Below are 24747 nucleotides of genomic sequence, written 5' to 3'. Positions count from 1 at the left end.
AATGCGAAACTTGAGTATTTTTCAAAAAATTTTGGTCATAGTGGCTGTGCTTGCCATCGGTATGGTTATTATTGGTATTTATTCAACGTTTTCTTTACGTTCCAGCATTATCGAAAAAACCAAACAAAACCTTCAAGCACTTGCGGAAAACAGTGGAGAAACCTTCTGGAGTTTTATTGAACAACATACCAAACTAATCGAGCTGCTCTCCAAAGATGCAAACGTTATGGGTGTTTACAAGAATGAATACCAAGAAGATGTGTGGATGAAAAAGTTGTTTGACAGCGTTATTAAAAGCTATCCAGACGTCATGAATGTTTACGTGGGATTGAAAGATAAACGCATGTATTTAGTACCCGAACAAGAACTTCCAGAAGGATACGACCCAACCTCAAGACCTTGGTATCAAGCAGCCGTGGCAAAACCTGGTCAGATAATCGTAACTGAGCCATATGCAGACGCATCGACAGGAAAACTTGTTGTAACTGTAGCAAAAACCGTCCAAACCGATGAGGGTATCGTTGGAGTAGTTGCACTCGATTTTGATGTATCAAAGCTTTCCGATACGCTTTTATCAAAGGGTAAGGAATTAGGATACTTGAATGCAATAGTATCTGCTGAAGGTAATATCATAATGCATTCCGATAAGACGTTGGTTGGTAAGAACGTAAAAGATACAGAATTCTTCCAGAAATGGGTCTCCGGTCCGGAAAGTGGGGTGTTCGGATACACATTCAACAACGAAAAAAGAATCACAGGTTACAAGAGACTTCCAAACGGATGGACTTATGCAACGGTTGTTCTCGAAAAAGACTTGATGAAGGAAGCTAACTTACAAACGTTAATTAATATCTCCATAACAATTGTGGCTGTCATATTAGGTGTCATTGTGGCATTATTTATAAGCAGGGCGTTCGTCATTAAGCCAATCAATGATATTGTAGAAAGTGCCGATAAGATAGCGAATGGCGACCTTACAGTTAGAATCAACTATTCATCTAAAGACGAGATTGGAAAACTTGCTGCAGCCCTTGACAAGATGGTTTTGGCACTCAGGGAAATAGCAACGAACATTGAAAGGGATTCTCAAACAGTCAAGCAAGAAGCTTCGAAAGTTGCCGCTGTGTCTGAGGAAGTCAGTGCTACAATTGAGGAGCTCACCGCACAGGTTGACAGCGTCAATTCAAACGTTAACAACGCATCCGCTGCAATAGAAGAAATGACGAGTGGTATAGAAGAGGTTGCGGCAAGCGCTCAAAATGTTGCCAACGCTTCTCAAAAGCTCAGTGAGGAAGCGCAAAAAGTCACGCAACTTGCGAACGAAGGTCAGAAAGCTATTTTCTCAATTGCAGATGTTATCGTCCAGACAAGAGAAAAAGCCGATGTTACGTTCCAGATTGTGGAAAAACTCAGTGAGAGCGCAAAGAACATAGGTGAGATTGTTGATACCATTAACTCTATAGCCGAGCAGACAAACCTACTTGCACTGAACGCTGCAATAGAAGCTGCAAGAGCAGGAGAAGCTGGTAGAGGTTTTGCAGTAGTTGCAGATGAAATCAGGAAACTTGCGGAAGAAAGTAAGCAAGCAACTCAGAATATCGCAGAGATACTCCGAGGTATAGTTGATAACAGTATGAAAGCAAGCGAAGCAACAAACGAAACTGTTGAAATTGTCAACAAAGCATACAGCGAATCAAACTTGGTAAAATCACAATTCGAACAGATTCTCCAAAGCATAGTGCGTATGTCTCAGATGACGGAGAACCTTGCAGCCAGCGCACAAGAACAGAGCGCAGCAGCAGAAGAAATGAGCAGTGCTATGGATAGTGCAAGTAAGTCGATGGTCAGTGTAGTTGAACAGATGAACGAAGTCACAATGGCAATAAAACAACAAGCAGATGCTATGTCAAATATTGCAAGGACAGCCGAGAACCTTGACGATATCGCAGAAAAACTTGTTGAAACAGTGAGAAGATTTAAAATCTAATAAATAAATTCGAAAGGGCTCCCAATAACACCGGGAGCCCTTTAATTTTAGTGATATCGTTGTTCAAACCACCTTATCTACCCTTCTAAAGCCTTCCCCAAGAACGTATCTGGCTTCTGTGACAATAACAAACGCCTCGGGGTCGATATGACGAATCACGTTCAACACTTCGCCAAGTTCTCTGCGCTTTAGTGCTACGTAGAGCACGTCGATATCTCTACCCGAGTAAGCGCCCTGCGCTTTGAGTATCGTTGCACCGCGTTCCATTTTCTCAAGTATGTATTTTTTAATATCATCCACTTTCTTTGAGATAATCATCATCGTTACGGAGAGTTCAAGACCTTTGAGCACAAAATCTATGGTGATACCGTTTATAATTATTGCAAGCAACGCGTACATGGCGATTCTTGCGTTGAACGCAAACCCTGCAAATATACCTATAGCGAAATCAACCATAAGTAGCGTTGTTCCTATCGGTGTGTGGAAATATTTCGAAATTATTTTTGCTATAATATCCGTACCACCTGTCGAGGAGTTGTTTGCAAACGCTATAGCCATACCAACAGACGTCAACACGTTACCGAAAAAGACAGCAAGCATCAAATCTTCGCCGGTATATTTCGGAATGTTTATAATCCTGTCAAACAAATCAACGAAGAAGTTCAAAGCAAATGTTGAATATATCGTTTTAAAACTGAAATCTTTACCAACAAGTAAAAAACCTAACACGAAAAGTACAACATTTACGATGTACATCCAAATACCCACGGGGACGGTGGAAATTAACTTGTGCAGAATCATCGCCATACCACTGGCACCACCAGCTGCGATGTTGTTTGGAATGAAGAATATCACAAGTCCAAGTGCGGTCAACATGACACCTATTGTAGAAAGCACGTACTCCTTAATCTGTTCTTTCAAATCAAAATCTTTCGAAAATTTAATCATATACTTTTCCTCCTTTCTTGCCACATCCTTTATTTTTCCCTTTTTACTTCTACATTTTCCGTGATATGATTATATCAGAACAATCTAAAATTTCAAATTTATCAGGAGGAGAGGCTAAGTTGGTCCTGAAATTAAAAAACATCAGCGTATCCTACGCAAACAAGCATATATTGAAGAATATTTCAACCTCTTTCGAGACTGGAGAAATCGTCATGGTAATCGGGGCAAACGGCTCTGGGAAATCAACTTTGCTGAAAGTTCTCGCTGGACTAATAGATTACGCTGGTGAAATCATTCTTCCTGAAGGGATAAACGACGTATCGGAAATTACAGGATACGTTTTCCAAAATCCAGAGACCCAAATTATTGGTTCAACCGTTTGGGAAGACGTGATATTCGGATTGGAAAACATAGGACTTGACAAAAGAGAAATGGAAATAAGGGCAAACTACGTTTTAAATCTTTTAGAACTCGCAGAGTTGAAAGATGCGGACCCATACTATCTGTCTGGTGGGCAAAAGCAAAGACTTGCAATTGCATCGATATTGGCTCTTCAACCTGAGTTTTTATTGCTCGATGAGGTTACTGCGATGCTCGATAAAAATGGAAAACGCGAGGTTGTCGATGCTGTTGTGAAATTGAAAGAGGCTGGTAAAGGTATAATTATCGCGACACATGAACTAAATCTTTTCAGTCCCTACTCAGATCGGTGTATTTACATAGATAATGGAGCTGTTGTTTTCGATGGTAATCCAAGCGATGGTGTAAAGCTTTACCGTGAAAAGGTGCACAGAGAGTTTACTTCAAAAGCTGTATAATGTATAACTCACAACTCAAAAATGGAGGTGTTCGAGATGGAAGTGTTGAAATTCGAAAAAGGTCCAAAGGCAGTAGGACCGTATTCGTCTGCTGTAAAAGTTGGGAATCTCATCTTCTTCTCTGGAATTTTGCCGATTAACCCTGAGACCGGTGAACTTGTGAACGATAGTGTTGAAAACGCAACGGAACAGATATTGAAAAACCTGAATACCATGCTCTCTGAAATTGGTTTATCTTTGAAAAATGTTGTGAAAACAACCATCTTCACTGTGAAATTGGAAGAGTTTTCAAAAATCAACGAAGTCTACCAAAAATATTTTGAAAGCTTCACCAAAGACTTCCCGGCAAGGAGTACCGTCGGAGTTTCAAGCCTGCCAAAAGGTGCGTTAGTGGAGATGGAGTTTGTTGTTGAAGCATAGCAAATTTTTCATTTTTTCATTCTTTGTTTGTTTTCCTTCCCTGAATGTTTTTGAAGAGTTCTATCCTATTTTTAATGATTTCGTCCACTTCAACATTTGAAAATGGATTCATAAGTTTATACGCATATTTTAAAGCTTCGATAGGGTCACCACTTTTTTCGGTGGCCCTCTTTATTTTTTCCTCGAAGCTTTTCATATTAGAAATATCAACAATCCACAACAACAAAACCATAATCAGTGTAATAATGCTTATAGTCACCGGATAGTTCTTAACAGAAGGGAGCGCAAACCCCAGGAAAACACTTCCTGTCAATGCGAGCATTAAATAAGTTTTGCTTCTAAGCATAGTTCTGTTGAATAGATAACTCTTTAAATCATGAATCACATCTTTTCCAACAGGGGTATAGAAATAACGTGAGGGTATTAAAATTATCGTCATTAAGACAATTAAATATGGGTTCTTAACAAAAAAACCAATACCTAAAAGAGTCAGCAAAAGTATCACTTTCGATAGCAAAGTATTCTTCACTTTGATGTTCAAAATGAGACCTGCGAAAAACGCAGTGAATCCGATTAACTCCAAAAGAACGTTAAATCTTTCCATGAATCTACCTCCCTGTTTCAAGCCATGTTCTATTTACTGGGCATCTGAGATAAATATGACCGTGCTGCGTGGTTGTGCAATGTAGTATCCATCTATCTTTTCAGGCACGTCAAGAAAGTCTCTTGGATATTCTTGAGCAGTATCAACAACTCTATACCAGAATTGTCCGTAAAGTGGTGGCAAGACAAATTTCAAAGGTTCAACCCACTGGTTCAGAATAACATAGATATCGTTATCTATCCTCACACCTTTCACAGGGTCAAATCCTGAAATCATGAATGCTATCGAATGTGAATGATAGCTTGTATCTGGTTCAAATGGGTTTACACCATGCCAGGTTATGTCTGTCACAAGGTTTCCAAACTTGTCGTATCTTTGATAGAAGCATTCCCTTTTCAATGCGTTATGTGATTTTCTAAAGTGTATAATCTTCTTCACAAATTCGAACAAATCTCTGTGTTTTTCCTTCAGTGTCCAATCCACCCATGTGGTTTCGTCATCTATACAGTAAGCGTTGTTGTTACCTTTCTGCGTTCGGAACATCTCGTCGCCCATCAATATCATGGGGGTACCATGTGAAACCATGAGAATGGCAAAGAAGTTCTTTATCTGTTGTTTCCTTATCCTAATTATACTCTCATCGTCAGTATCACCTTCAACACCGTAATTGTAACTAAAATTCTCATCGGCACCATCTTTGTTACCCTCGCCGTTTGCTTCGTTGTGCTTTTGGTTATAAGAAACCAAATCGCGCATGGTGAAACCATCGTGGCAGGTTATAAAATTGATGCTGGCATGTGGTTGCCTGTTTGCATACAAATCCGGGCTTCCTGCAATACGGAGCATGAGTTCCTGAATAGTTCCGTTGTCACCGCGTACAAAACGTCTTACACAATCGCGGTATTTACCGTTCCACTCCGCCCAACCTTCCGGGAACTGTCCAAGGTAATAACCACCAGCCGCATCCCAACCTTCCGCTATGAGTTTAAGTTTCCCAACTATCGGGTCTTCTGCGATATCTTTAAGTAACGAAAAGTCACCAATCCACCGTCCATCTGGTGTTCGTCCAAGTATGGATGCAAGGTCGAATCTGAAACCATCCACGTGCATCTCCGTTGCCCAGTAGCGAAGACTGTCTATTATCATCTCTTTGACTACAGGATGATTGCAATTTAGTGTGTTACCACATCCCGAGTAATTCAAGTAATACCTTTTGTTCTTCGGATCAAGCATGTAGTATATTTCGTTATCGATGCCTCTAAAACAAATTGTGGGACCTTTTTCTCCACCTTCACCAGTGTGGTTGTAAACTACGTCAAGAATAACCTCAAACCCGTTCTTGTGCATCAACTTTACAAAGTCTTTGAAGAGGAAAACCTGTTCCCCGAGTTTTAAACCAACCGAGTAGTTCCCAGTAACGGCGAAAAAATTCAAAGGGTTGTAACCCCAGACATCTTTTAAGCGTTCACCTGTCAACGGATTTATGTTTGGATTGGAATTAAGATTAAACTCAAAAATAGGCATCAGTTCAATCGTTGTAACCCCGAGTTCTTTCAAGTGGTCCAATTTTTCGATTATTCCCAAAAATGTACCTGGGAATTTTACATTCGCGGTAGGACTTATGGTAAAAAGTCTTACGTGCATCTCGTAAATGATGGTTTCGTTCCAGGGTATGTGGAGTTGTCTGTCGTCTTCCCAATCATATTTAGAATCGTCTATGACTATAGACCTTATCATACTCTTTGCCGAGTCCAGTGTTGAGAATGAAAGGTCGCCCATCGGTGAGTTTCTGTCGTAACCGTAAACCACATCGTCGTTCCAATCAAAAAACGTTGTAATAGCCTTTGCATAAGGGTCTATCAGCAACTTATTGACATTAAATCTCTTCCCGTTGATAGGGTCATAAGGACCATCTATCCTCCAGCCGTAGTACTGTCCATGTCCAACACCATAAACATAGATATGCCATATGTCCCCGGTTTTGTTCTTCACAGGGTCCAGTTCAAAAACGTGCGATGGTTTATCATCGTAGTAATTTTGGTAAAGTTCTAAAATAACCCTCGTTGCGTGGCGTGAGAATATTGCAAAATTCACACCTGTTTCATCCGGAGTTGCACCAAGTCTTGGATAACCGCGTTTGGTCTTCAAAACAACATCAGGTCCAGGATTTTTATACTGAAGTGGATAATCCGCCATACTTACCACCACCGGTTAGCATTTAAAACGCAACTTTTGGGATATCCAAAACCTTTCTGAAAATCTTCTCTATCTCAGCTTTGTAGTACGTATCCATCTTGAGAACAGCCAATATTGAAAGCGCTTCCGTTACTAGTTTTGTCACATCTTTAATTGTCTCATTTAAAGCACCAGATTTGAGCATATACAATTTTATCATTTCGATATCACTTTCAGACTTATCTTTCTTGTTTATCAAACCTAAGAATTTTTCTTTTTCATCTTCTGTAAGCTTGTCCATCGTTTTCTTAACGAGGATGGTTGCTTTCCCTTCGAGGATGTCGTTAGCGCTTTTCGTATCACCACCGAACGTGCCAAGTATATCATCCCTATACTGGAACGCAATACCTACCTTTTCACCCATCTGTTGGAGTTTCTGAGCATCTTCTATTTCATTCCTACCCGTCAAATAATACCCAAAGAGCATGGGATAGACGAAGGTATAGTAAGCGGTTTTGTAGAGGCTGATATTGGTTGGGATATCATCTTTTAGAGCGCGCTCACTTACACTTCCTGTGAAAAGTATGTCGAGCAATTGACCGTATCCGGTCCTCACGTAACAGTCGGCAAAGAGTTTGAGAAGCATATGGAATGTTTCCTTTTCAATATCAAAATTAAATAAATCTGAGAGCTTTCCAAAATAGTAAAAACTTGCTATATCACCAACGACGATTGCAAGGTCTTTCCCTATTTTTTCACTACCAGTTAGTTGTTCATAAATCTTGTGGAGTGTAGGTTCACCTCGTCTAAGTGAAGACTCATCGATAACATCATCATGCACAAGTAAGAACGCGTGCATTATCTCCAATATCCCGGCCAACATGTAGGCACTTTTATCATTATCATTATCCGAAGAACTGGCGTATCCATAATATGTCAGCAACAATAGAAGTGGTCTAATTCGCTTGCCTGGCCTCAAGGTAAACTTAGCAAACTCCTGAGAGTATACCTTCAACGTATCTGGCGTGTTTTCAATTAATTCTTTCAATAAAGACTGAATTGTCTCATTTACTCTCTCTGTCAAATACTGGGTATCAAACCTTTTAACTGCTCTTTCCTCACCCATAGTAGTTTACTCTCTCCTTATTCGAGCATCGAAATACTAGCCATTTCAATGATTATACCACAACGGAAAGCAATAGTCTAAATCCGTTGTTTGTGATATAATTAAAATGCAAGTAAAAATTTCTAAGTTCCGAACGTACTCGGAAAGAATTGAATTATTACAGCTACATGTTATACAAACACTTGAAGAACATATCAGGAGTCTCGGTGGTGACAACAATGACGTTTGAGGAAATTAGAGATAAAATATCTAAACATTTGGAAAACGGAAAATCGTATGGTTTGGTTGTTCCAAACAAAGCATACGCAAAAGCGTTGCTAAAAGGTTTAATAGATGGCTTCGACATACAAGACTTAATGATAATCGAGCCTGACACAAACATTGGAATTGACGAGGTTAGAACCGTCATCGAGTTTCTTGAGTTTGCCCCAAAAGGAGAAATAAAAAAGGTTATTCTCTACGATGCAGATAAAATGACTCAAGAAGCTGCAAATGCGTTTTTAAAAACTCTTGAAGAGCCACCGTCATATGCGATATTAATTCTCGTTACCTCAAGATGGTTTTCACTTTTACCGACGATAAGAAGTAGGTTACAAAAGTTACAAGTACAATTACCTATCGAACCAGAGTTGGACGAATTTGAAAGGTATCTGGTTTATTGGAATTACGATTTCCTTGAACAAATCAAGAAAAAGACATATTCAATCCTTTCCGAAGAAGAATTACTCGAAGCTATAGACGAAATTGATGAAATCGCTCAAGAGCTCGATGTCATCATATCTTTAAAACATATCCTTGAACAATACTTAAACAAAGACCTGGCAACTTATGTGAAATTTATTTCACAGTTATCCAAGAAGAATAACATAAAGTTTCTAAGAATTGTTGCAAAGGTTATTTCTTGGTTGATTTACAAAAATAGTTCACTTTCTCCAAATCTGAAGATAAAATATCTGCGCATATGCGACGAGATTCTGAAGGCTAAGATCGCGAACTTCAACTACCAACTGACGTATTACACACTACTGCTTGGATTAAGAGGTGATAATCTATGAGTTTTGAAGCTACCGTTTATGGTGTTGAGTTGATGCCACTGGGAAAAATTGTGTATTACTTAGATAACGGAGAAACATTTACATACGGTGATTACGCAATTGTTCTCAGCGAATTCGGAACAGATTATGGCAAAGTCTTGCTAGGTCCAAAGAACATAAGCATAGACGATGTTAATTATGAACTCAAAGCCATTATTAGAAAAGCAACAGAAGAAGATTTGGAGATTATCCGAGAAAACGAGGAAATTGCAAAAAAGGCGCGAGAAGTGACCATCGAGCTTGTTAAAAAACACAACCTTCCAATGAAGGTTTTGCAATCCAAATATATATTTGACCGGAGTAAGTTAGTAATATACTTTAGCTCAAAAACAAGGGTAGACTTTCGAGAACTTGTAAAAGACATAGCAAAAGAGTTCAAAACACGTATTGAATTAAGACAAGTCGGTGCGAGAGACGAGATGAAATTCATCAAAGGATTGGGACTTTGTGGTCGAAAGAGCTGTTGTTCCTATTTTTTGAGAGAATTCGATAGTGTGACTCTGAAACATGCAAAACAACAACAGATGATGATAAACACTTCTAAAATTACAGGGCCGTGTGGTAGATTGCTTTGTTGTTTAACGTTTGAGCACGATTTTTATGTTGAAGCATTGAAAAACATTCCCGATGAAGGTTCCACAATTTACTACGATGGAAAAATTGCGAAAGTGATTACAGTAAACGTATTTCTCTCAAGGGTAACACTACAGACCGACGATGGCGAGATGGTCGCACTTCCATTCTCCTACTTCAAGGAGGGAGAAAATGCGGGAAATTGGAAAATTATTGATCATGCTCGGACTAATAACCATTACGATGGGCTTGACGATGTTTCTGATATCGAAGATGAGTGACCTTAACTGGCTTCCTGGAGATATCGTTATCAAAAGAAAGAATTTCGTTTTCATCTTCCCAATAACAACGATGATTATATTGAGTGTGATACTTACAATAGTGCTGAACATCATAAGCAGGTTTTTCAAATGACAAAAAGACGTAAACCAGTCAGGGGATAGGATAGGGAGGGAAAAGGATATGTTCGTTGGTTTGGACCAAGGAACAACAAGCACAAGGGCAATTTTATTTGATGATGATTTTTCCGTCGTTCACGAGGCACGTAGAGAATTTCGTCAGATATACCCGAAAGAAGGGTGGGTCGAACACAACCCTGAAGACATTTGGCAAACCGTTGTTGAGGTTCTCGAAGAATGCCAACGAGTTGCAAATTCAAGGGGGAAGAAAATAGATGTTATCGGTATAACGAATCAAAGAGAAACGGTTGTTGCCTGGGATTCTGAAACTAAAGAAGTGCTACACAACGCCATAGTTTGGCAGTGTCGTAGAACGGCGGAGAGATCAAGTTATCTGAGAAAAGAGTACGGACGTGTGATAAAAGAGAAAACAGGATTAGTTGTAGACCCGTACTTTTCAGCAACTAAAATGGAATGGCTTATTCAAAATGTGCCAGAAGTACAAAAAGCTTATAACAAAGGGACGTTGAGGTTCGGAACGATAGATAGTTTCCTTGCTTGGAAATTGACAGGCAGGCACGTGACAGATTATTCAAACGCATCAAGAACTATGATATTTAATATAAACACTCTCGATTGGGACGACGAACTTTTGGAATTGTTCGGCATCAAGAGGGAATTCTTACCTGAAGTTGTTGATACAGCACAGTTCATAGGTTACACAGACGACGGTATTCCTGTGGCATCTTTAGTTGGTGACCAACAGGCGGCACTCTTTGGTCAAACGGCGTTCCAAAAAGGAGATGTAAAATGCACGCTCGGGACTGGCAGCTTTATTTTAATGAACACAGGAAATGAAAAAATCTATTCAGAACATAACTTGTTAAGCACCGTTGGATGGAAGATTAAGGATGAGCTTGTCTACGCACTCGAAGGTAGTGTGTTCATAACGGGCACGTTGGTAAATTATCTCATCAAAAACCTTGGTTTCGCAAAAGATAGCTTGGAATTAACTGAGCTAGCACTCCAGGTTGGCAACAATGGAGGAATCTACTTCGTTCCAGCACTCACAGGACTTGGCGCTCCTTACTGGGACCCATACGCAAGGGGATTGATAATCGGGCTCACCCCCGGAACTGACAAAAGACATATCATCTACGCTGCATTCGAGGGTATCGCATTTTCCGTCGGACAATTAGTCATGTTGATGGAAAAAGAAAGTAATATAAAGATTAACGCCCTAAAAGTAGACGGCGGCGTATCGAAAAATAACCTTATCATGCAAATCCTTGCCGATGTGGTGAATACAGTGGTTGAAAGACCAGTTAACAGAGAAACAACAGCCCTTGGGGCAGCAAGCTTGGCCGCTATCGCTTTAGGCTTGGTCACTAAGGAAAAGCTTCAGGAAATTAGGAAGATAGATAGGATATTTACTCCAAAACAATCTCGTGAGGAGGAATTCAACAAGTGGAAACAAGCAGTCAACCGCGCATTGAACTGGGAATCTTAAATGAAGAGGAATTGAAAAGTGTGGCAAAAAGGTTCGCAAGTTGTCTTTCAGACGGCGATATACTGATTCTGTCCGGCGAAATCGGAAGCGGAAAGACCACATTTGTTCGTGGTTTGGTCACCGGACTTGGCTGTAGTGAACACATCGTCACAAGTCCAACGTTTACGTTGATGAATGTTTATTCTTGTATAAAAACGGTCTATCATATAGATGCTTACCGTCTTAACAACTTGGAAGAGATATTTTACGTTCTTGAAGGAGAAATAGAAGAGAAAGATGGAATATTTGTAATCGAATGGGGCGAATTGGTAAAGGAATTTTTCTTGGAAGATTTCATAACTATTATCTTCGAACATGTTGATGAAGGTCACAGAAAAGTAAGTATCACAGCAGATAGCGGAAGACTCGAACTAATAAGGAGGTGCATGCACATTGGATAAGACCGAAAAGAAGAACAACCAAAACAACCAAAAGAGATTCGCAAAGCTAGAAAAAGAGGCAAGAAAGAGTAGGGAAGAAAGAATATCTATTCCAAATATACTGCCTGCAATAGCGATGCGGAGCAACATGGTGATTTTCCCCAACACCGTTGTTCCTTTCTATGTAGGCAGGGAAAAATCCCTTATGGCTCTTGAGCACGCGATGGAACACACAAACAACTTGGTCTTCGTAGTGAACCAAAAAGACCCGGCAATTGAAGACCCAAAGGAAAGTGACCTTTACAAAGTAGGCACAATTGTTCGAATTATTCAAGTTGGTAAATTACCAGATAACACTTTTAAAGTCCTTGTTGAGGGAATTGCAAGGGCGAAATGGATAAAGAACGTTGGTGAGAAGTTCTTTGAGTTTGAACTTGAAATACTCAAGGCACGCTATGGCAAATCAAAACGCTTAATTGCTTTAATGCGAATGGTCAAAGAAGAACTCCATAAATATGTCCAGTATTCAAGGAAAATACCACCTGAGACGTTAATGCTGTTAGAAGATGTTGATAATGCCGATGTTTTCGCGGATATAGCGGCGTCTTTGTGTCCAGGAAGTATTGAAGAAAAACAAGAACTGCTCGAAACAGTTCATCCTGCGAATCGTCTTGAAAAAATCTTAGACATATTAGCTCGGGAAACGGAATTACTGGAGATAGAACAGCAACTGGACCAAAAGGTCAAGGAAAGAATTGAAAAAAGTCAGAGGGAATACTATCTGAGGGAGAAGTTGCGTGTTATTCGCGACGAGCTCGGCGGAGAAGAGGACGTTGAGATAAAGGAAATAAGAGAAAAGATAGAGAAGGGGAATTACCCAGAACACGTTAAAGAAAAGGCACAGGCGGAACTGCAAAGATTAGAGAAGATGTCTCCGTACGCACCTGAAGCAAGTGTAATAAGGACTTACCTTGACTGGATACTCAATTTACCTTGGTATGAGAAAACAGAAGACACGGTTGATATAGAGTATGCAGAGAAAGTCCTAAATGAAGACCACTACGGTTTGGAGGAACCAAAGCAGAGAATATTAGAATACCTTGCGACAAGAAAACTTTCCGACAAGACCAAGGCACCTATAATCTGCTTCGTCGGTCCTCCGGGGGTTGGTAAAACCTCTCTGGCAAAGTCCATTGCCCGTGCAATGAACAGAAAATTCGGTCGTATGTCACTCGGTGGTTTGAGGGACGAAGCTGAAATACGTGGTCATAGAAGAACATACGTAGGTGCGATGCCTGGTAGAATCATACAACTCATAAGGAAATTGGGAGTTAAAAACCCTGTGATATTACTTGATGAGATAGATAAAATGGGAATAAGTTTCCAGGGTGACCCTGCTTCCGCATTGCTCGAAGTTCTTGACCCTGAGCAAAACAAAGATTTTGTAGACCATTACATAGAATTACCGTTCGATTTGTCTGAAGTGCTTTTTGTTACAACAGCAAACGTATTATACACAATACCACCCGCACTAAGGGACCGTATGGAAGTAATTGAGATTTCAAGCTACACCGATGTTGAAAAGTTCTACATAGCCAAGAACTACATAATACCAAAAATCTACGAAGAATTTACAGAGAAAAAGGCAAAGATCTTCATTTTCAAAGACTCGGCGATAAAAAAGATAATCCATGAATATACCCTGGAACCGGGTGTCCGCGAACTGGAAAGACAACTGAGAAGCGTTGTGAGAAAGGCAACATTGGAATTCACAAAGACTAACAAAACCGTTGTAATAACTCCCGAAAAAGTAGTTGAATACCTGGGACCAGAGAAGATAAGAGATGAAGACTCTTTAGAAAAACCACTCGTTGGCATCGCAACAGGACTTGCTTGGACTCCAAACGGTGGGACAACACTTTACATAGAAAGTGCTCTGATACCCGGGAATGGTCAACTGATAATCACCGGTCAGCTCGGTGATGTAATGAAGGAATCCGTTCGAATTGCTTTGAGTTTGGCAAGAAAGCTGTGTGGAGAAGATTATTCAGAAAAGTTCACAAAATACGATATACATATCCACGTACCCGAAGGTGCTGTTCCAAAAGATGGACCAAGCGCAGGTGTCACTATTACAACGGCTTTAGTTTCAGTGGTAAAAGACATACCTGTTAGAAACGACGTAGCAATGACTGGAGAAATTACGCTAAGAGGACGAGTGTTACCTGTTGGAGGTATAAAGGAGAAGGTTTTAGCAGCCTACAGGAAAGGTATTAAAACAGTCATATTACCTAAGAAAAACAAAGTAGATCTGGAAAAGATACCCGAGGAAGTTAAGAAAAACATGAACTTCATCTTCGTTGAAACAATCGACGAAGTGCTGGAGGTGGCTTTGTGTGAAACAAGCACAAACAAGCAAACCAGTGAAACCAATAGAAGTAAGAAGCGTAGAACTCGCAAAAGTAATAGCGAAACCAAATGACAAATTCCCGGAGCCTCTCCGTGGGGAATTCGCATTTGTGGGGCGTTCGAACGTTGGAAAATCCAGTCTTCTGAACGCAATTATCGGGAAAAGGGTTGCGTTTGTCAGTAAAAATCCTGGAAAAACAAGAACGATTAACTACTATCTGATAAATAGCAAGTTCTACCTTGTCGACCTTCCGGGTTACGGATACGCACGCGCTTCCAAAAAAGACAGGGAAGAGTGGCGAAAAGTCATCGAAAGATATTTCTCTGAACGGTCTTGGAATATGAAAGCACTCTTTGCACTGATAGATTCCAGACACGAACTCATGGACTCTGATGCTCAATTACTCGAGTGGTTGGAAGTGCTAGGAATTTCACCTGTTGTTGTGCTGACCAAGATTGACAAGCTAAGTTCTTCTGAACTAAACAAGCAACTCAAGTATTTTGAGCAGGTGTTATCAGGTTACAAAATCCGGCAAATCATCCCATGTTCCTCTGTCAAAAAGGAAGGTCTGGATAAGATATGGAATGTTATAATTGAAGAATTATCAAAAGAATAAAGCATAAAAACTACGAAACCAGGAGGTCATAGCGTAGATGATTCGCAAAGAAATAGAAAATCTTTTGAGAAGTTTTTTGATGGAAAGTGGATATGAATACGACTTCGTTGTCGAGGTACCAGAAGAACATTTCGGAGACTTTTCCACGAATATCGCTTTAGTCGGTGCAAAACACTTCAAAAAGCCACCAAGAGAGGTGGCAAAATATTTTGTAGAAAAGCTCTCTGGACATCCCATGTTTGAAGAGATAACGATAGCAGGACCTGGGTTCATCAACTTCAAGGTTTCTAAAACTTTTTATAGAAATTTCCTCGAAAATTTCCTTAGAAACCCTTCAGGCATATGGAAGTTCAAAAACAAGGGTAAAATCCTTCTTGAATACGGTAGTGCAAACCCAACAGGTCCGTTAACGGTTGGACACGGTCGTCAGGTCATCATCGGAGATGTGCTTGGTAACGTTCTGAAATACATTGGCTACGACGTAACAAAGGAAATGTATTTAAACGATGCCGGCAGACAAATAAAACTGCTTGCCAAATCTGTCTGGGCAAGGTATAACCAACTTCTTGGCTACGACGAACCCATACCCGAAGATGGATACCGTGGAGAATACGTAATAGATATCGCGAAACTTGTATTAAAAGACCACAACGACAAGTTCTTCCGCATTTGGAACGAAGAGGTAGAAGAAATCTTTAAAGGATACGCACTTCGTGAGATAAAAAAGATGTTTGATACCACACTAGAGAAACTCGACGCAAAGTTCGACAGCGTCGTAAGTGAAAAAAGTTTGATAGATGATGGAACCGTTCAGAAAGTGCTTGACATACTGAAAAGCAAAGACTTGGTATACGAACACGAGGGCGCTATTTGGTTTAAAGTATCTCAGTTCGAAAACGATAATGATAAGGTCCTTATCAAAAGCGACGGAAGTTACACATACTATTTGACAGATATTGCATACCACTATAACAAATTCAAACGAGGCTATGATATTGCAATCGATATCTTCGGAAGTGACCACCACGGACATTTGCCAAGGATGTACGCAGCGATTAAGGCGCTCGATATCCCAGAAGATTTCCTTATCTTCGTTTTGCACCAGTTCGTAACACTCAAACGCGGAAACGAAATAGTGAAGATGAGTACGCGTGCCGGCGAATTCGTTACATTGGACGAACTGATAGACGAAGTTGGAAAGGATGCTACAAGATATTTCTTTGCAATGGTTGATGTGAACACACATCTGAACTTTGATCTTGAATTAGCTAAAGCCCAAACAACGGATAACCCAGTTTATTACGTTCAATACGCTCACGCAAGAATTTCAAGCCTTTTCGAAAACGCACAGGCAAAAGGATTAAAATTTGAGCTACTTAACAATATCGAACTTCTTGAAAACGAAGCTGAGTTGAAAATCATAAAGCTTATTTCTACATTTGACGATGTCTTGGAACGCGTAAGGGACAAGCTCTCTCCACATTACCTAACTGACTATCTCGAAAATCTCGCTGCAGCGTTCCATAAATACTATGCTGACTACAAGATAGTAGACCCAGAAAACCCGGGACTTTCTAATGCACGTCTCAATCTTGCTCTTGGTGTTAAGATTATCATTTCAGAAGGTTTGAAATTGCTTGGTGTGAGTGCCCCTGAAAAGATGTAAAAAGGATTAAAGCTGGGAAACGCAAATCCATTGAGAAGGTGGCAATCGATGGAAATTCAACAACTTCTTTCAAAATACATGCTTGAAATATCAAAAGTAGACGATGAGAACAAACTGTACAGCGCTTTGGTTGGCATTTTAAAGCGTATCCTCGATTTTCAGGTTTTAAACGTCTTGAGAGATAAAGAGCTCATATACTCAGAACCTGGGGACGTAACTATCGCCAAAGAATACTATGTTGATTACCTCCAGTGGGTAGAAGAAAGGCTCCATCCAGCGTTTCTTCCTTTTGAGGATATTTACGTTGGACTCATCCCTATTTTCAAAGGGAGTAAGGTATTATCGCTCATAGTTATCCTAACAACTAACGAACCCACTGCTGAGGTCATAGACTATTTACAACTGATTGCCTATCTCTCGGGCATCACGCTTGAAAACCTGAGGCTATTTAAGATTGTTGACGATTCTCGCGAGTATTACGAAACCATAATAAACGTTTCAAACGATGGTATTATCGTCTTTAAAGACCGTGATGTTGAGTTTAAAAACGTAAAAGCAGAGCAAATACTCAACGAGCACCATAGATTATTCGATGAGATTTTGAAGAGTATAGAAAATGGCACAGAGTTTTTTGAGTTCGAGGAAGCGAACTCTTTCTTCAGCGTATCGCTCAAAGGTATCAAACTTTTTGGTGAAGACAGGATACTTGTAAATGTTAGAAATATCACCACCGAGAAAGAGATTCAAAAGTTAAAAGAAGTAGATAAAATAAAAACGAACTTCATTGCAAACATCTCTCACGAATTAAGAACGCCACTTGCTGCGATAAAGGCATACGTTGAAACGATATTGAGCATGCCGATGAATTACGAAGAAATACAAGAATTTCTCAATATCGTTCACGAACAATCTTTAAGATTGGAACAGCTCTTAAACGATTTGCTCGATTTCTCTCAGCTGGAATCTGGAACCATGCGCATAGTAGTAGAACCTGCCAATATTTGCGACATCATTGAACGTGCAGTAAGCACTGTTCAGGTATTTGCCGAAGAAAAGAAAGTGAAGATTGAGAGTGAATGCTTACCAATAACAATTGAGTGTGACCGGCGAAGGATTGAGCAGGTGATTGTAAATCTTTTAAACAACGCAATAAAATTTTCTGACCCACAGAAGGACAGCAGATACGTCAGAGTCTCTGTGAGCGACGAAGGAGAGAAAATAAGAATATCCGTTGAAGACAACGGTATAGGTATACCAGGGGATAAAATTGACAAGATATTTGACAAATTCTACCGCGTAGATAACGAACTAACTTACGCGATACCAGGAACAGGACTTGGCTTGGCAATAGTAAAAGAAGTTGTGGAAATGCACGGTGGAGAAATCCAAGTCAAGTCAGAAGTTGGTCAAGGAAGCATATTTGAAGTCATTCTCCCAAAAACAAAAATGTCTAAAGAGTGACAATTTACTTGCTCAAAAATAATCAAATGGAGCGAGTGCGAATGATAAAAGAACTGCTCGGAACAATCTCTGAAATACCAACTCCCGACATTGTCGTTCAAGAAATTATTTCAACCGCATCAAATCCGAATGCGAGTGCAAAAGACCTGGAAAAGGTCATTTCAATGGATGTTGGACTTTCATCGAAGATACTCCGACTTGTCAATTCAGCATACTATGGTCTGCCAAGAAAAATTACAAAACTGAGCGAAGCTATAGTCATAGTTGGTTTCAAAACTGTGCGTAATCTTGCGCTCAGTGTTTTTACGTATTCTGCGTTACATTCAAAACATACATTTATTGACCATGACAAACTATGGTCGCACTTTATGACAACCGCAATTTTCGCAGAACATATTGCAAAAAATATCGGATTTATGAACCGAGAAGAAGTTTTTCTTGCAGGAATAATGCACGATGTTGGAAAAATAGCAATAGACTTGCTTTTCCCAACGTACATGTATGAACTTGCAAAATTTAGCGAGGAAAAACAAACACCTATGTTTTTAATCGAATACAAATGTCAAGTTGAAGACCATATGGAATTAGGTGGCGAACTTTTAAAACTGTGGAAATTCCCTGATGAATACATTTCTGTTGCCCTGTACCACGAAAAACCGTCGCTTAACCCTGATTTACCATATGTAGAAATGACTTGTATCGTCCATTTAGCAAATGTTTTTTCAAATATCTTTCTACCCGGTTATTCTTTATCTTACGGTCCACCCTATCTAGATCCTTTGGTTTTCAGTGTTCTTGGGATTAAGCCCAGTGACTTGAAAATAATGTTCCACGAGCTCGAAAGAGTGTTTGAAAAATCAAAAGATATGATTTATGGAGGTGTTAAAGATGAAGAAGGAGTACAAACTTAAAATGCTCGAATCCGAATTAAGAAAAGTTTTAGCTGAAGCATTAATGGAGATGAAGGACCCTTACATAGATACGGTAAGGTCACTCATCACATTTTCAAGGGTGGAAGTTTCAAAGGACAAAAGATACGCCGATATCTTTGTTAGCGTTCTTGGTGACGAAAACAAACGAAAAGAGGTTGTTGAGTATTTGGAATCAAAAAAGGGATATTTTAGAACTTACGTTGCAAAGAATATAAGAATGTACGTTGCACCTGAGCTTAGGTTCAAGGAAGATAAAGGTATAGAAGCCACCGTAAGAATAGCTCAGTTATTGGATTCAATTAAAGAAAAAGAAAAGAGTGACGATAATAAATAAGGGAAGGTCTAATCCGATTTTTCATGGAGGGGTAGCCATGGACGGAGTGAATGGAGTGAAAGGTGTTGGAATCAGGAGCGGTATCGTTGAACCAGACTTATTGAACAAAAGTCACGTAGCACCAAACGAGCAAAATGGTATGGTTGAAAACGTTGTAAGAGAAAACACCAAGGCAAGCGGTGAGTTGCAAAACATTTTAGGAGAGCGAAAAGATGAAGAACTGGAAATATTTAAGGAAAACTTCGAGAAGCTAAAGAAAATATTTAGAGGTGAGGCAGAGTTTCGTATTGATAAAGATACAAACATGGTAGTTATTAAGATTAAGGACCCGGAAACAGGGGAGGTTATCAGGCAGATACCTCCAGAGCTAGCAATTAAACTTGCAAAGAACATTCAAGAATTGCTGGGGGTATTAATGGACGAAAGGGTGTGATGCTATGGACCTCTCAAGTATAGCTAACAACATCAATTACCGGTACCAACAATCATCAAGAATGCAGATTGGTGGTGCTGTAAGTGGTCTTGATACACAGAGTATCATAGAAAAGCTTTTGGAAATCGAGTCTCTACCCCTCCAGAGACTCAACGATAAGTATACGCAATACACAAACCTTCAGAAAGCTTATAAAAAAGTCTCGGAAAAGATAAGAGAGTTCTATGATTACATAACCAATTTTTCACTTCAGGCAACTCTAATCCCAAAGACGGCAAGTTCTTCAGCTACCAACGTGCTTACAGCAAGTGCTGCGCCATCAGCACTTGATGGTACTTACAACATCGATGTACTAACCCTTGCAACGAACAGTATCTTCAAAAGTGGCAAACTTGGAAGAGAAATTCAGGCAACTGATACGTATGCGAGTATAGATACACGCTACACTCCCGTAGATAATTCAACAGTGAAAATTAAAATTGGCTCGCAAGAACAGCAAATCACTATATCCCATAGTGACACAATAAACGATATTATATCAAAACTACAGCAAGCGTTTACAGATTTAGGAGTATCTGCCAATATAACGTTCCAAGATGGGAAACTGAAAATTGAATCAAGCAAAGCATTCCAAATCTCAAATGTCTCAGGTAATTTCACGTTTGTCTTCAGGCTAAATGATGCGAGTTTAAAACAATCAGGCACGACCTTTACACTTGAAAGCTCAGGAGATATCGGTGTTTACTCAACATTCAAAACACTATCGAGTCTCGGTATCAGTTCGGATACTACAATAAAAATAAACGAAAAAGAAATTGCTCTTAAAACTTCTGACACGTTACAAAGTATGATTCAAAAGATCAACAACACTGTCAGTGATGTGTACGCAAAGTACGATGACAAATCAGGTCAAGTTGTGCTTACAAGTAAAACGACAGGAGATAACATCATATCGGTTGAGGGTGATAACACTGTACTGACTTCTTTAAAACTTGATGATGTTAACTCCACTTTTGTACTTGGGCAATTGGCTCAAGTTAGGGTAACATTCAACGGTGTTACTGAAGAGCTGTCATCTAAATCTAATACCTTGACTTATAACGGTCTGACTTTAAATCTTTCAGCTTTAGGTAGTGCCATCGTTACAGTTGGAACAGATAGGGATAAAATCGTTGAACGTGTAAAAGATTTTGTTAACAAATGGAATGAGATTACTGATTTTCTTTACACAAAACTAACTGAAGATAAAGTTAGAGGTAAGTCAGAAGACCAAATGAGCGAGGATGAGAAGCTCCAAGGCTTGTTGAAAAATGATGCTTTCTTAAGACGTATTTTTGATAAATTTCGAAGTTTCCTGACAACGAACGTGAATGGAAAAACTCTAGGAGATTTAGGTATTTCTTCTGGCGATACAGGTAGAGGTTTCCAAAACACTATGAGAGGTAAGATTACATTAGACGAAAACCGACTAAGAAAATTCATAGATGACAACGGTCCTAATGCAGTGTGGGAATTTTTTGGAAACACTGAATCCTACAAGGGTTTGGCTATACAACTCAAAGAATACAGCTGGGATTTGACAAAGTTCAACGGGGAAATCGACACTGTTGCTGGTGTAAATGGAAGACTTGAGAGAGAAAAGCGCATTCTTTCGAAACGCATGGTAACAATGATGGAGTATCTCCAAAAGAAAGAACAACAACTCTGGGCAAAGTATTCGGCTCTCGAAAGTGCCTTGGCAAAATTGCAAGCTCAAGGTGCATTCATGGCTCAAGCGTTTGTGCAAAGGAAATAGTTTATCTCTTCTCTTTAAAATACTTGCAACATGCTGTTAGGAAGCACTCCTCACATTTAGGTGAAATTGGACGGCAAATCTGCTTTCCGAATTCAACCATAGAACCATTGACTGGACCCCAAAGGTTGGGGTCCAGTATTTTTTTCAATTCTTCTTCCGTTTGTTCCGGTGTTTTTGTATTCACCCAACCTAATCTATTCGATATCCTGTGAACGTGTGTATCCACTGCAAGTGCTTGCTGGCCAAAGCTCACATGCAAAACAATATTTGCTGTTTTTCGACCTACGCCAGGTAGTGAAAGAAGTTCTTCCAGATTATCTGGAACCCTCCCGCCGTACTTTTCCAAGATTATCTTCGAGACTGCAATTATCCTTTCCGCTTTCTCCTTGTAAAGCCCGGATGGTCTAATCAGGTCGTACAATTCCTCTGGCTTTGCCTGAGCTAACTGCTCGACATTTTCATACACACTGAAAAGATTCTTTGCAGATACTTCTGTATTCTCATCGCGACTTCTTTGACTGAGAATTGTGGTGATAAGTACTTTGAAAGGGTCTTTTTCATCGTGTTCCCGTGGGAACTTCTTTATTATCATTTCAGCAAGTTTGTTAATGTTACTGCAATTTAACTCAGATTTGTTCCGAATCTTTTGGCTCGAATTTTTCATACTCCTTAATTAACCTCCTTGCGTATTCCTCATCGTTCTTCATTTGCTCTATCAACTGTGTTATCGTATCGAATTTAATCTCAGGTCTTAGATATTCAAGGAACTCTACTCGTATCTCTTTTCCATACAAATTGTCTGAGAAGTCGAGTATATAAACTTCGTATTTTATTTTTCTTGAATGTTCTATCGTCGGTCGAAACCCCACATTCATCAGACCATAGTATTGTTTCGGTGTGTAAACCTTAACAAAATACACACCAGTAGCTGGTTCAACCAAGTAAAGATCAGGTCTTTTCACGTTTGCAGTTGGGAAACCTAATTTTCTTCCAATCTGCTTATCTTTGTAAACTACACCGTGTATAGAGTAGTTCCTACCTAAAAATCTCTTTACATCTTTCACTTGTCCATTTTTTATCATCTTTCTGATATGGCTACTGCTTACTCTAATCCCATCTACAACAACAGGTGGGATTACCTCCAGCCTTATACCTTTTCGTTCACAAAGCTTTTCAAGTAGGTGCACATCACCGGTTCCACCCTTGCCAAATTTGAAATCGTGACCAACAACAATACCTTTTACCCCTTTGGAAATCCACTCGAAAAATTCATCAGCCGTTAGATCTTTGATTTGTGGTAGCTCGAGTATCTTTACATCTCCATAGACCGAAAGCAAATCCAATCTATCTTCAACGGATGTAATCAACCCCTCAAATTCTCCCAAATAGTAATCCATGGGGTACAAGATAGTGTAAATTTTTGCTTGACCGTTGTTCTCCTCGGAAAGTTGTGAAAGCTTTGAAAGAATCTTTTTGTGACCTTTATGCACACCGTCAAAGACACCGATTGTAATGAAGATACCATCAACGTACTCAAAACTTTTTGAACTTTCTATGTAGGTCATATTTAATCCACCTCTTGCAACTGCTTTTTTCTTACATTAATACCTTGATCTTCTCCACAGTATTTGACCAATCTCCACAAATTTCAAAGGCCTATGTCCTTCTGTACCAAAATCCAGTTTTATAAACAAAATCAAAGCACCTATCCTTAAAGCAAAGGCAATCATGAACATTACATTATATCCCGTAAGCCCAAAGAACCGCCAATCTTTTATTCCATTCAAAGTAACCCCACCCAAGTAGGATGCAATCAATGAAGAAATTCCAGCAACAAATGCGTGCATGGAAATGTATATTTCGCTTGGTTCTTCAACAATCTTCAGAAGCAAAGTAAAATAAGCAAGGTTTATAGCACTCCATGCCATCGCCGCGATAACTGCGTTGATAATAAGTAGATATCTGTAATTACTTGGTGTCATTATTGAATAAAGAAATGGGATAACTAACGCCAAAGTAATTCCGTATCTAATCATATTCTTTTCTCCTACACGCTCAGCAACTTTTCCATAAAACATGTAGAAAAACATCGCAAGTACAGAGTTTATAACGTTCAGTATTCCAAGGAATGAATACGGAACCTTAAGTTGTGATACTTCAAAGTAACTGAAGAACGGACCAGCAAACTGTATTGCGAAGTTCCAAATGAAGACAAATACCACGAAATTTCTGAACTTTCTATTCTTTAGAGTGCGGAGTGGCATCGTTAAACCATATTCTACGACTTTGGTTTCAGGAATATCGTGTAAATAAAGTAGATATGCAGTATAGATAAAGACCGAAGAACAGATAAGGTAAATAATCAAAAGAGCAGTTGCACGCTCAAGATATTGCAGAATCATCGAGTAAGAAACCCATGCAACAAGACCCGCAAATGTAGCTATCGTGTTTCTCATTCCGAAATATTTATTCCTTCTATCCTCGGGAACAATGTCCTTCATCGCAGACGTCCAAAGACTACCAACTAGGCTGTTCAGAATACTAAAGATAATGAAGGGTACCGCTACGATAATCTTGTTCTTTACGCCAGTTACCAGTGAAAATGGGATAATCACAAAGCTTGCTCTCGCGATAAATGCAATCCAAAATATCGCTTTTTTTCTCGAAGGAATAATCTTGTAGATTACCGGGGAGAAAAATTGGACTAACTGAGAAGAAGCAGGCAAGACAGCAAGAACCGATACAAGAACCGGGTCAAAATTGAAGTACAGCGCAAGCGTGGAGTAAACAAATCCCTGAGTTGCATTAAACGCAAGGGTGTAGAGTGCGCCTTCTATAACAGATAATTTCATCGTTCTTGTATAGTCCTTCTTTGAACTACTCGGATTGCTTGTCGACATGCAACTAACTACTCCTCCTTTTGTGAAAACACCGAACTACGTTCCCTCATAAAATCCTACCACGCTTTGTTCGTTTTTTGAACTATCCATTTTAAAACATACCCCAGGAAATTAGCACCTGGGGTATG

General features: G+C 39.6%; 23 protein-coding genes. 16 read left to right on the top strand and 7 right to left on the bottom strand.

The genetic code is table 11. The features are described 5' to 3' along the window. Position 1: 1 nt before the first annotated feature. Entirely contained in the window at positions 2-1987 is a 1986-nt protein-coding gene (locus FERPE_RS01065) for a methyl-accepting chemotaxis protein (RefSeq protein ID WP_014450837.1), read from the top strand. A 63-nt stretch (positions 1988-2050) separates the two neighbouring features. Here the strand turns inward: FERPE_RS01065 and FERPE_RS01060 are convergent, their stop codons facing one another. Next, positions 2051-2935 carry a YitT family protein gene (locus FERPE_RS01060; RefSeq protein ID WP_014450836.1) on the bottom strand — a complete coding sequence of 295 codons (885 nt, stop codon included), beginning with the start codon at positions 2933-2935 and terminating at the stop codon, positions 2051-2053. A 119-nt stretch (positions 2936-3054) separates the two neighbouring features. On the opposite strand from FERPE_RS01060, the gene FERPE_RS01055 reads away from it, so the two are divergent. Together FERPE_RS01055 and FERPE_RS01050 are read left to right on the top strand one after the other, a co-directional pair. Further along, entirely contained in the window at positions 3055-3753 is a 699-nt protein-coding gene (locus FERPE_RS01055) for an energy-coupling factor ABC transporter ATP-binding protein (protein WP_014450835.1), read from the top strand. A gap of 36 nt (positions 3754-3789) precedes the next feature. Next, on the top strand, positions 3790-4173 hold the full coding sequence (locus FERPE_RS01050; protein ID WP_014450834.1) for a Rid family detoxifying hydrolase: 384 nt from the start codon (positions 3790-3792) through the stop codon (positions 4171-4173). A gap of 16 nt (positions 4174-4189) precedes the next feature. Here FERPE_RS01050 and FERPE_RS01045 read toward each other — a convergent pair whose 3' ends face one another. From FERPE_RS01045 to FERPE_RS01035, 3 genes are read right to left on the bottom strand one after another with little or no spacing between them, the layout of a single operon-like run. After that, entirely contained in the window at positions 4190-4777 is a 588-nt protein-coding gene (locus FERPE_RS01045; protein ID WP_014450833.1) for a hypothetical protein, read from the bottom strand. A gap of 33 nt (positions 4778-4810) precedes the next feature. Next, positions 4811-6973 carry a glycogen debranching protein GlgX gene (glgX, locus tag FERPE_RS01040; protein ID WP_014450832.1) on the bottom strand — a complete coding sequence of 721 codons (2163 nt, stop codon included), beginning with the start codon at positions 6971-6973 and terminating at the stop codon, positions 4811-4813. A 22-nt stretch (positions 6974-6995) separates the two neighbouring features. Continuing rightward, positions 6996-8078 carry a polyprenyl synthetase family protein gene (locus tag FERPE_RS01035; protein WP_014450831.1) on the bottom strand — a complete coding sequence of 361 codons (1083 nt, stop codon included), beginning with the start codon at positions 8076-8078 and terminating at the stop codon, positions 6996-6998. A gap of 218 nt (positions 8079-8296) precedes the next feature. On the opposite strand from FERPE_RS01035, the gene FERPE_RS01030 reads away from it, so the two are divergent. Genes FERPE_RS01030 through fliD form a run of 13 tightly spaced genes read left to right on the top strand, consistent with a single transcriptional unit; the run spans position 8297 to position 21719 of the window. Beyond that, on the top strand, positions 8297-9133 hold the full coding sequence (locus tag FERPE_RS01030) for a hypothetical protein (RefSeq protein ID WP_014450830.1): 837 nt from the start codon (positions 8297-8299) through the stop codon (positions 9131-9133). After that, a complete protein-coding gene (locus tag FERPE_RS01025) occupies positions 9130-10026 on the top strand; it encodes a PSP1 domain-containing protein (protein ID WP_014450829.1) in 897 nt (298 codons plus the stop codon). Before FERPE_RS01030 ends, FERPE_RS01025 begins: the two co-directional genes overlap by 4 nt. Beyond that, complete coding sequence (locus FERPE_RS01020) at positions 10001-10159, top strand: DUF2905 domain-containing protein (RefSeq protein ID WP_231882404.1); 159 nt, start codon at positions 10001-10003, stop codon at positions 10157-10159. Before FERPE_RS01025 ends, FERPE_RS01020 begins: the two co-directional genes overlap by 26 nt. A gap of 48 nt (positions 10160-10207) precedes the next feature. Beyond that, entirely contained in the window at positions 10208-11653 is a 1446-nt protein-coding gene (gene glpK / locus FERPE_RS01015) for a glycerol kinase GlpK (protein ID WP_014450827.1), read from the top strand. Further along, positions 11611-12093, top strand: coding sequence for a tRNA (adenosine(37)-N6)-threonylcarbamoyltransferase complex ATPase subunit type 1 TsaE (gene tsaE, locus FERPE_RS01010; RefSeq protein WP_014450826.1), 483 nt, complete (start codon positions 11611-11613; stop codon positions 12091-12093). The genes glpK and tsaE overlap by 43 nt, the downstream gene beginning before the upstream one ends. Next, entirely contained in the window at positions 12086-14554 is a 2469-nt protein-coding gene (gene lon / locus FERPE_RS01005) for an endopeptidase La (RefSeq protein WP_014450825.1), read from the top strand. Before tsaE ends, lon begins: the two co-directional genes overlap by 8 nt. Next, positions 14505-15098 (top strand): ribosome biogenesis GTP-binding protein YihA/YsxC, encoded by a 594-nt coding sequence (gene yihA, locus FERPE_RS01000; RefSeq protein WP_041263007.1) that lies wholly within the window; start codon positions 14505-14507, stop codon positions 15096-15098. Before lon ends, yihA begins: the two co-directional genes overlap by 50 nt. Before the next feature lie 37 nt (positions 15099-15135). Next, entirely contained in the window at positions 15136-16764 is a 1629-nt protein-coding gene (gene argS, locus FERPE_RS00995) for an arginine--tRNA ligase (protein ID WP_014450823.1), read from the top strand. A gap of 48 nt (positions 16765-16812) precedes the next feature. Beyond that, positions 16813-18225 (top strand): sensor histidine kinase, encoded by a 1413-nt coding sequence (locus FERPE_RS00990; protein WP_014450822.1) that lies wholly within the window; start codon positions 16813-16815, stop codon positions 18223-18225. Between the two features lie 41 nt (positions 18226-18266). Then, positions 18267-19136, top strand: coding sequence for an HDOD domain-containing protein (locus FERPE_RS00985; protein ID WP_014450821.1), 870 nt, complete (start codon positions 18267-18269; stop codon positions 19134-19136). After that, a complete protein-coding gene (gene rbfA, locus FERPE_RS00980; RefSeq protein WP_014450820.1) occupies positions 19114-19491 on the top strand; it encodes a 30S ribosome-binding factor RbfA in 378 nt (125 codons plus the stop codon). The genes FERPE_RS00985 and rbfA overlap by 23 nt, the downstream gene beginning before the upstream one ends. Before the next feature lie 37 nt (positions 19492-19528). Next, a complete protein-coding gene (locus FERPE_RS10180; RefSeq protein WP_014450819.1) occupies positions 19529-19924 on the top strand; it encodes a flagellar protein FlaG in 396 nt (131 codons plus the stop codon). A 4-nt stretch (positions 19925-19928) separates the two neighbouring features. Next, positions 19929-21719: a flagellar filament capping protein FliD gene (gene fliD / locus FERPE_RS00970; protein WP_014450818.1), complete on the top strand. Its 1791-nt coding sequence runs from the start codon at positions 19929-19931 to the stop codon at positions 21717-21719. Between the two features lies 1 nt (position 21720). Here the strand turns inward: fliD and nth are convergent, their stop codons facing one another. From nth to FERPE_RS00955, 3 genes are read right to left on the bottom strand one after another with little or no spacing between them, the layout of a single operon-like run. After that, entirely contained in the window at positions 21721-22383 is a 663-nt protein-coding gene (nth, locus tag FERPE_RS00965; RefSeq protein ID WP_014450817.1) for an endonuclease III, read from the bottom strand. Then, positions 22346-23284: a riboflavin biosynthesis protein RibF gene (gene ribF / locus FERPE_RS00960; RefSeq protein ID WP_014450816.1), complete on the bottom strand. Its 939-nt coding sequence runs from the start codon at positions 23282-23284 to the stop codon at positions 22346-22348. Before ribF ends, nth begins: the two co-directional genes overlap by 38 nt. 36 nt (positions 23285-23320) lie before the next feature. Beyond that, positions 23321-24619 carry an MFS transporter gene (locus FERPE_RS00955; RefSeq protein WP_014450815.1) on the bottom strand — a complete coding sequence of 433 codons (1299 nt, stop codon included), beginning with the start codon at positions 24617-24619 and terminating at the stop codon, positions 23321-23323. Positions 24620-24747 lie beyond the last annotated feature (128 nt).

It is taken from the genome of Fervidobacterium pennivorans DSM 9078 (genome assembly GCF_000235405.2).
Classification (GTDB): Bacteria; Thermotogota; Thermotogae; order Thermotogales; family Fervidobacteriaceae; genus Fervidobacterium; species Fervidobacterium pennivorans.
Note: the sequence above shows the minus strand (reverse complement) of the source record. Positions and strands in the feature narration are given on the sequence as shown.

Excerpts from the sequence above, each read along its gene's own strand:
- FERPE_RS01065 (WP_014450837.1), top strand. The coding sequence starts at position 2 with ATGCGAAACTTGAGTATTTTTCAAAAAATTTTGGTCATAGTGGCTGTG.
- FERPE_RS01060 (WP_014450836.1), bottom strand. The coding sequence starts at position 2,935 with ATGATTAAATTTTCGAAAGATTTTGATTTGAAAGAACAGATTAAGGAG.
- FERPE_RS01050 (WP_014450834.1), top strand. The coding sequence starts at position 3,790 with ATGGAAGTGTTGAAATTCGAAAAAGGTCCAAAGGCAGTAGGACCGTAT.
- FERPE_RS01045 (WP_014450833.1), bottom strand. The coding sequence starts at position 4,777 with ATGGAAAGATTTAACGTTCTTTTGGAGTTAATCGGATTCACTGCGTTT.
- glgX (WP_014450832.1), bottom strand. The coding sequence starts at position 6,973 with ATGGCGGATTATCCACTTCAGTATAAAAATCCTGGACCTGATGTTGTT.
- FERPE_RS01035 (WP_014450831.1), bottom strand. The coding sequence starts at position 8,078 with ATGGGTGAGGAAAGAGCAGTTAAAAGGTTTGATACCCAGTATTTGACA.
- FERPE_RS01030 (WP_014450830.1), top strand. The coding sequence starts at position 8,297 with ATGACGTTTGAGGAAATTAGAGATAAAATATCTAAACATTTGGAAAAC.
- FERPE_RS01025 (WP_014450829.1), top strand. The coding sequence starts at position 9,130 with ATGAGTTTTGAAGCTACCGTTTATGGTGTTGAGTTGATGCCACTGGGA.
- FERPE_RS01020 (WP_231882404.1), top strand. The coding sequence starts at position 10,001 with ATGTTTCTGATATCGAAGATGAGTGACCTTAACTGGCTTCCTGGAGAT.
- glpK (WP_014450827.1), top strand. The coding sequence starts at position 10,208 with ATGTTCGTTGGTTTGGACCAAGGAACAACAAGCACAAGGGCAATTTTA.
- argS (WP_014450823.1), top strand. The coding sequence starts at position 15,136 with ATGATTCGCAAAGAAATAGAAAATCTTTTGAGAAGTTTTTTGATGGAA.
- FERPE_RS00990 (WP_014450822.1), top strand. The coding sequence starts at position 16,813 with ATGGAAATTCAACAACTTCTTTCAAAATACATGCTTGAAATATCAAAA.
- FERPE_RS00985 (WP_014450821.1), top strand. The coding sequence starts at position 18,267 with ATGATAAAAGAACTGCTCGGAACAATCTCTGAAATACCAACTCCCGAC.
- rbfA (WP_014450820.1), top strand. The coding sequence starts at position 19,114 with ATGAAGAAGGAGTACAAACTTAAAATGCTCGAATCCGAATTAAGAAAA.
- FERPE_RS10180 (WP_014450819.1), top strand. The coding sequence starts at position 19,529 with ATGGACGGAGTGAATGGAGTGAAAGGTGTTGGAATCAGGAGCGGTATC.
- fliD (WP_014450818.1), top strand. The coding sequence starts at position 19,929 with ATGGACCTCTCAAGTATAGCTAACAACATCAATTACCGGTACCAACAA.
- nth (WP_014450817.1), bottom strand. The coding sequence starts at position 22,383 with ATGAAAAATTCGAGCCAAAAGATTCGGAACAAATCTGAGTTAAATTGC.
- ribF (WP_014450816.1), bottom strand. The coding sequence starts at position 23,284 with ATGACCTACATAGAAAGTTCAAAAAGTTTTGAGTACGTTGATGGTATC.
- FERPE_RS00955 (WP_014450815.1), bottom strand. The coding sequence starts at position 24,619 with ATGTCGACAAGCAATCCGAGTAGTTCAAAGAAGGACTATACAAGAACG.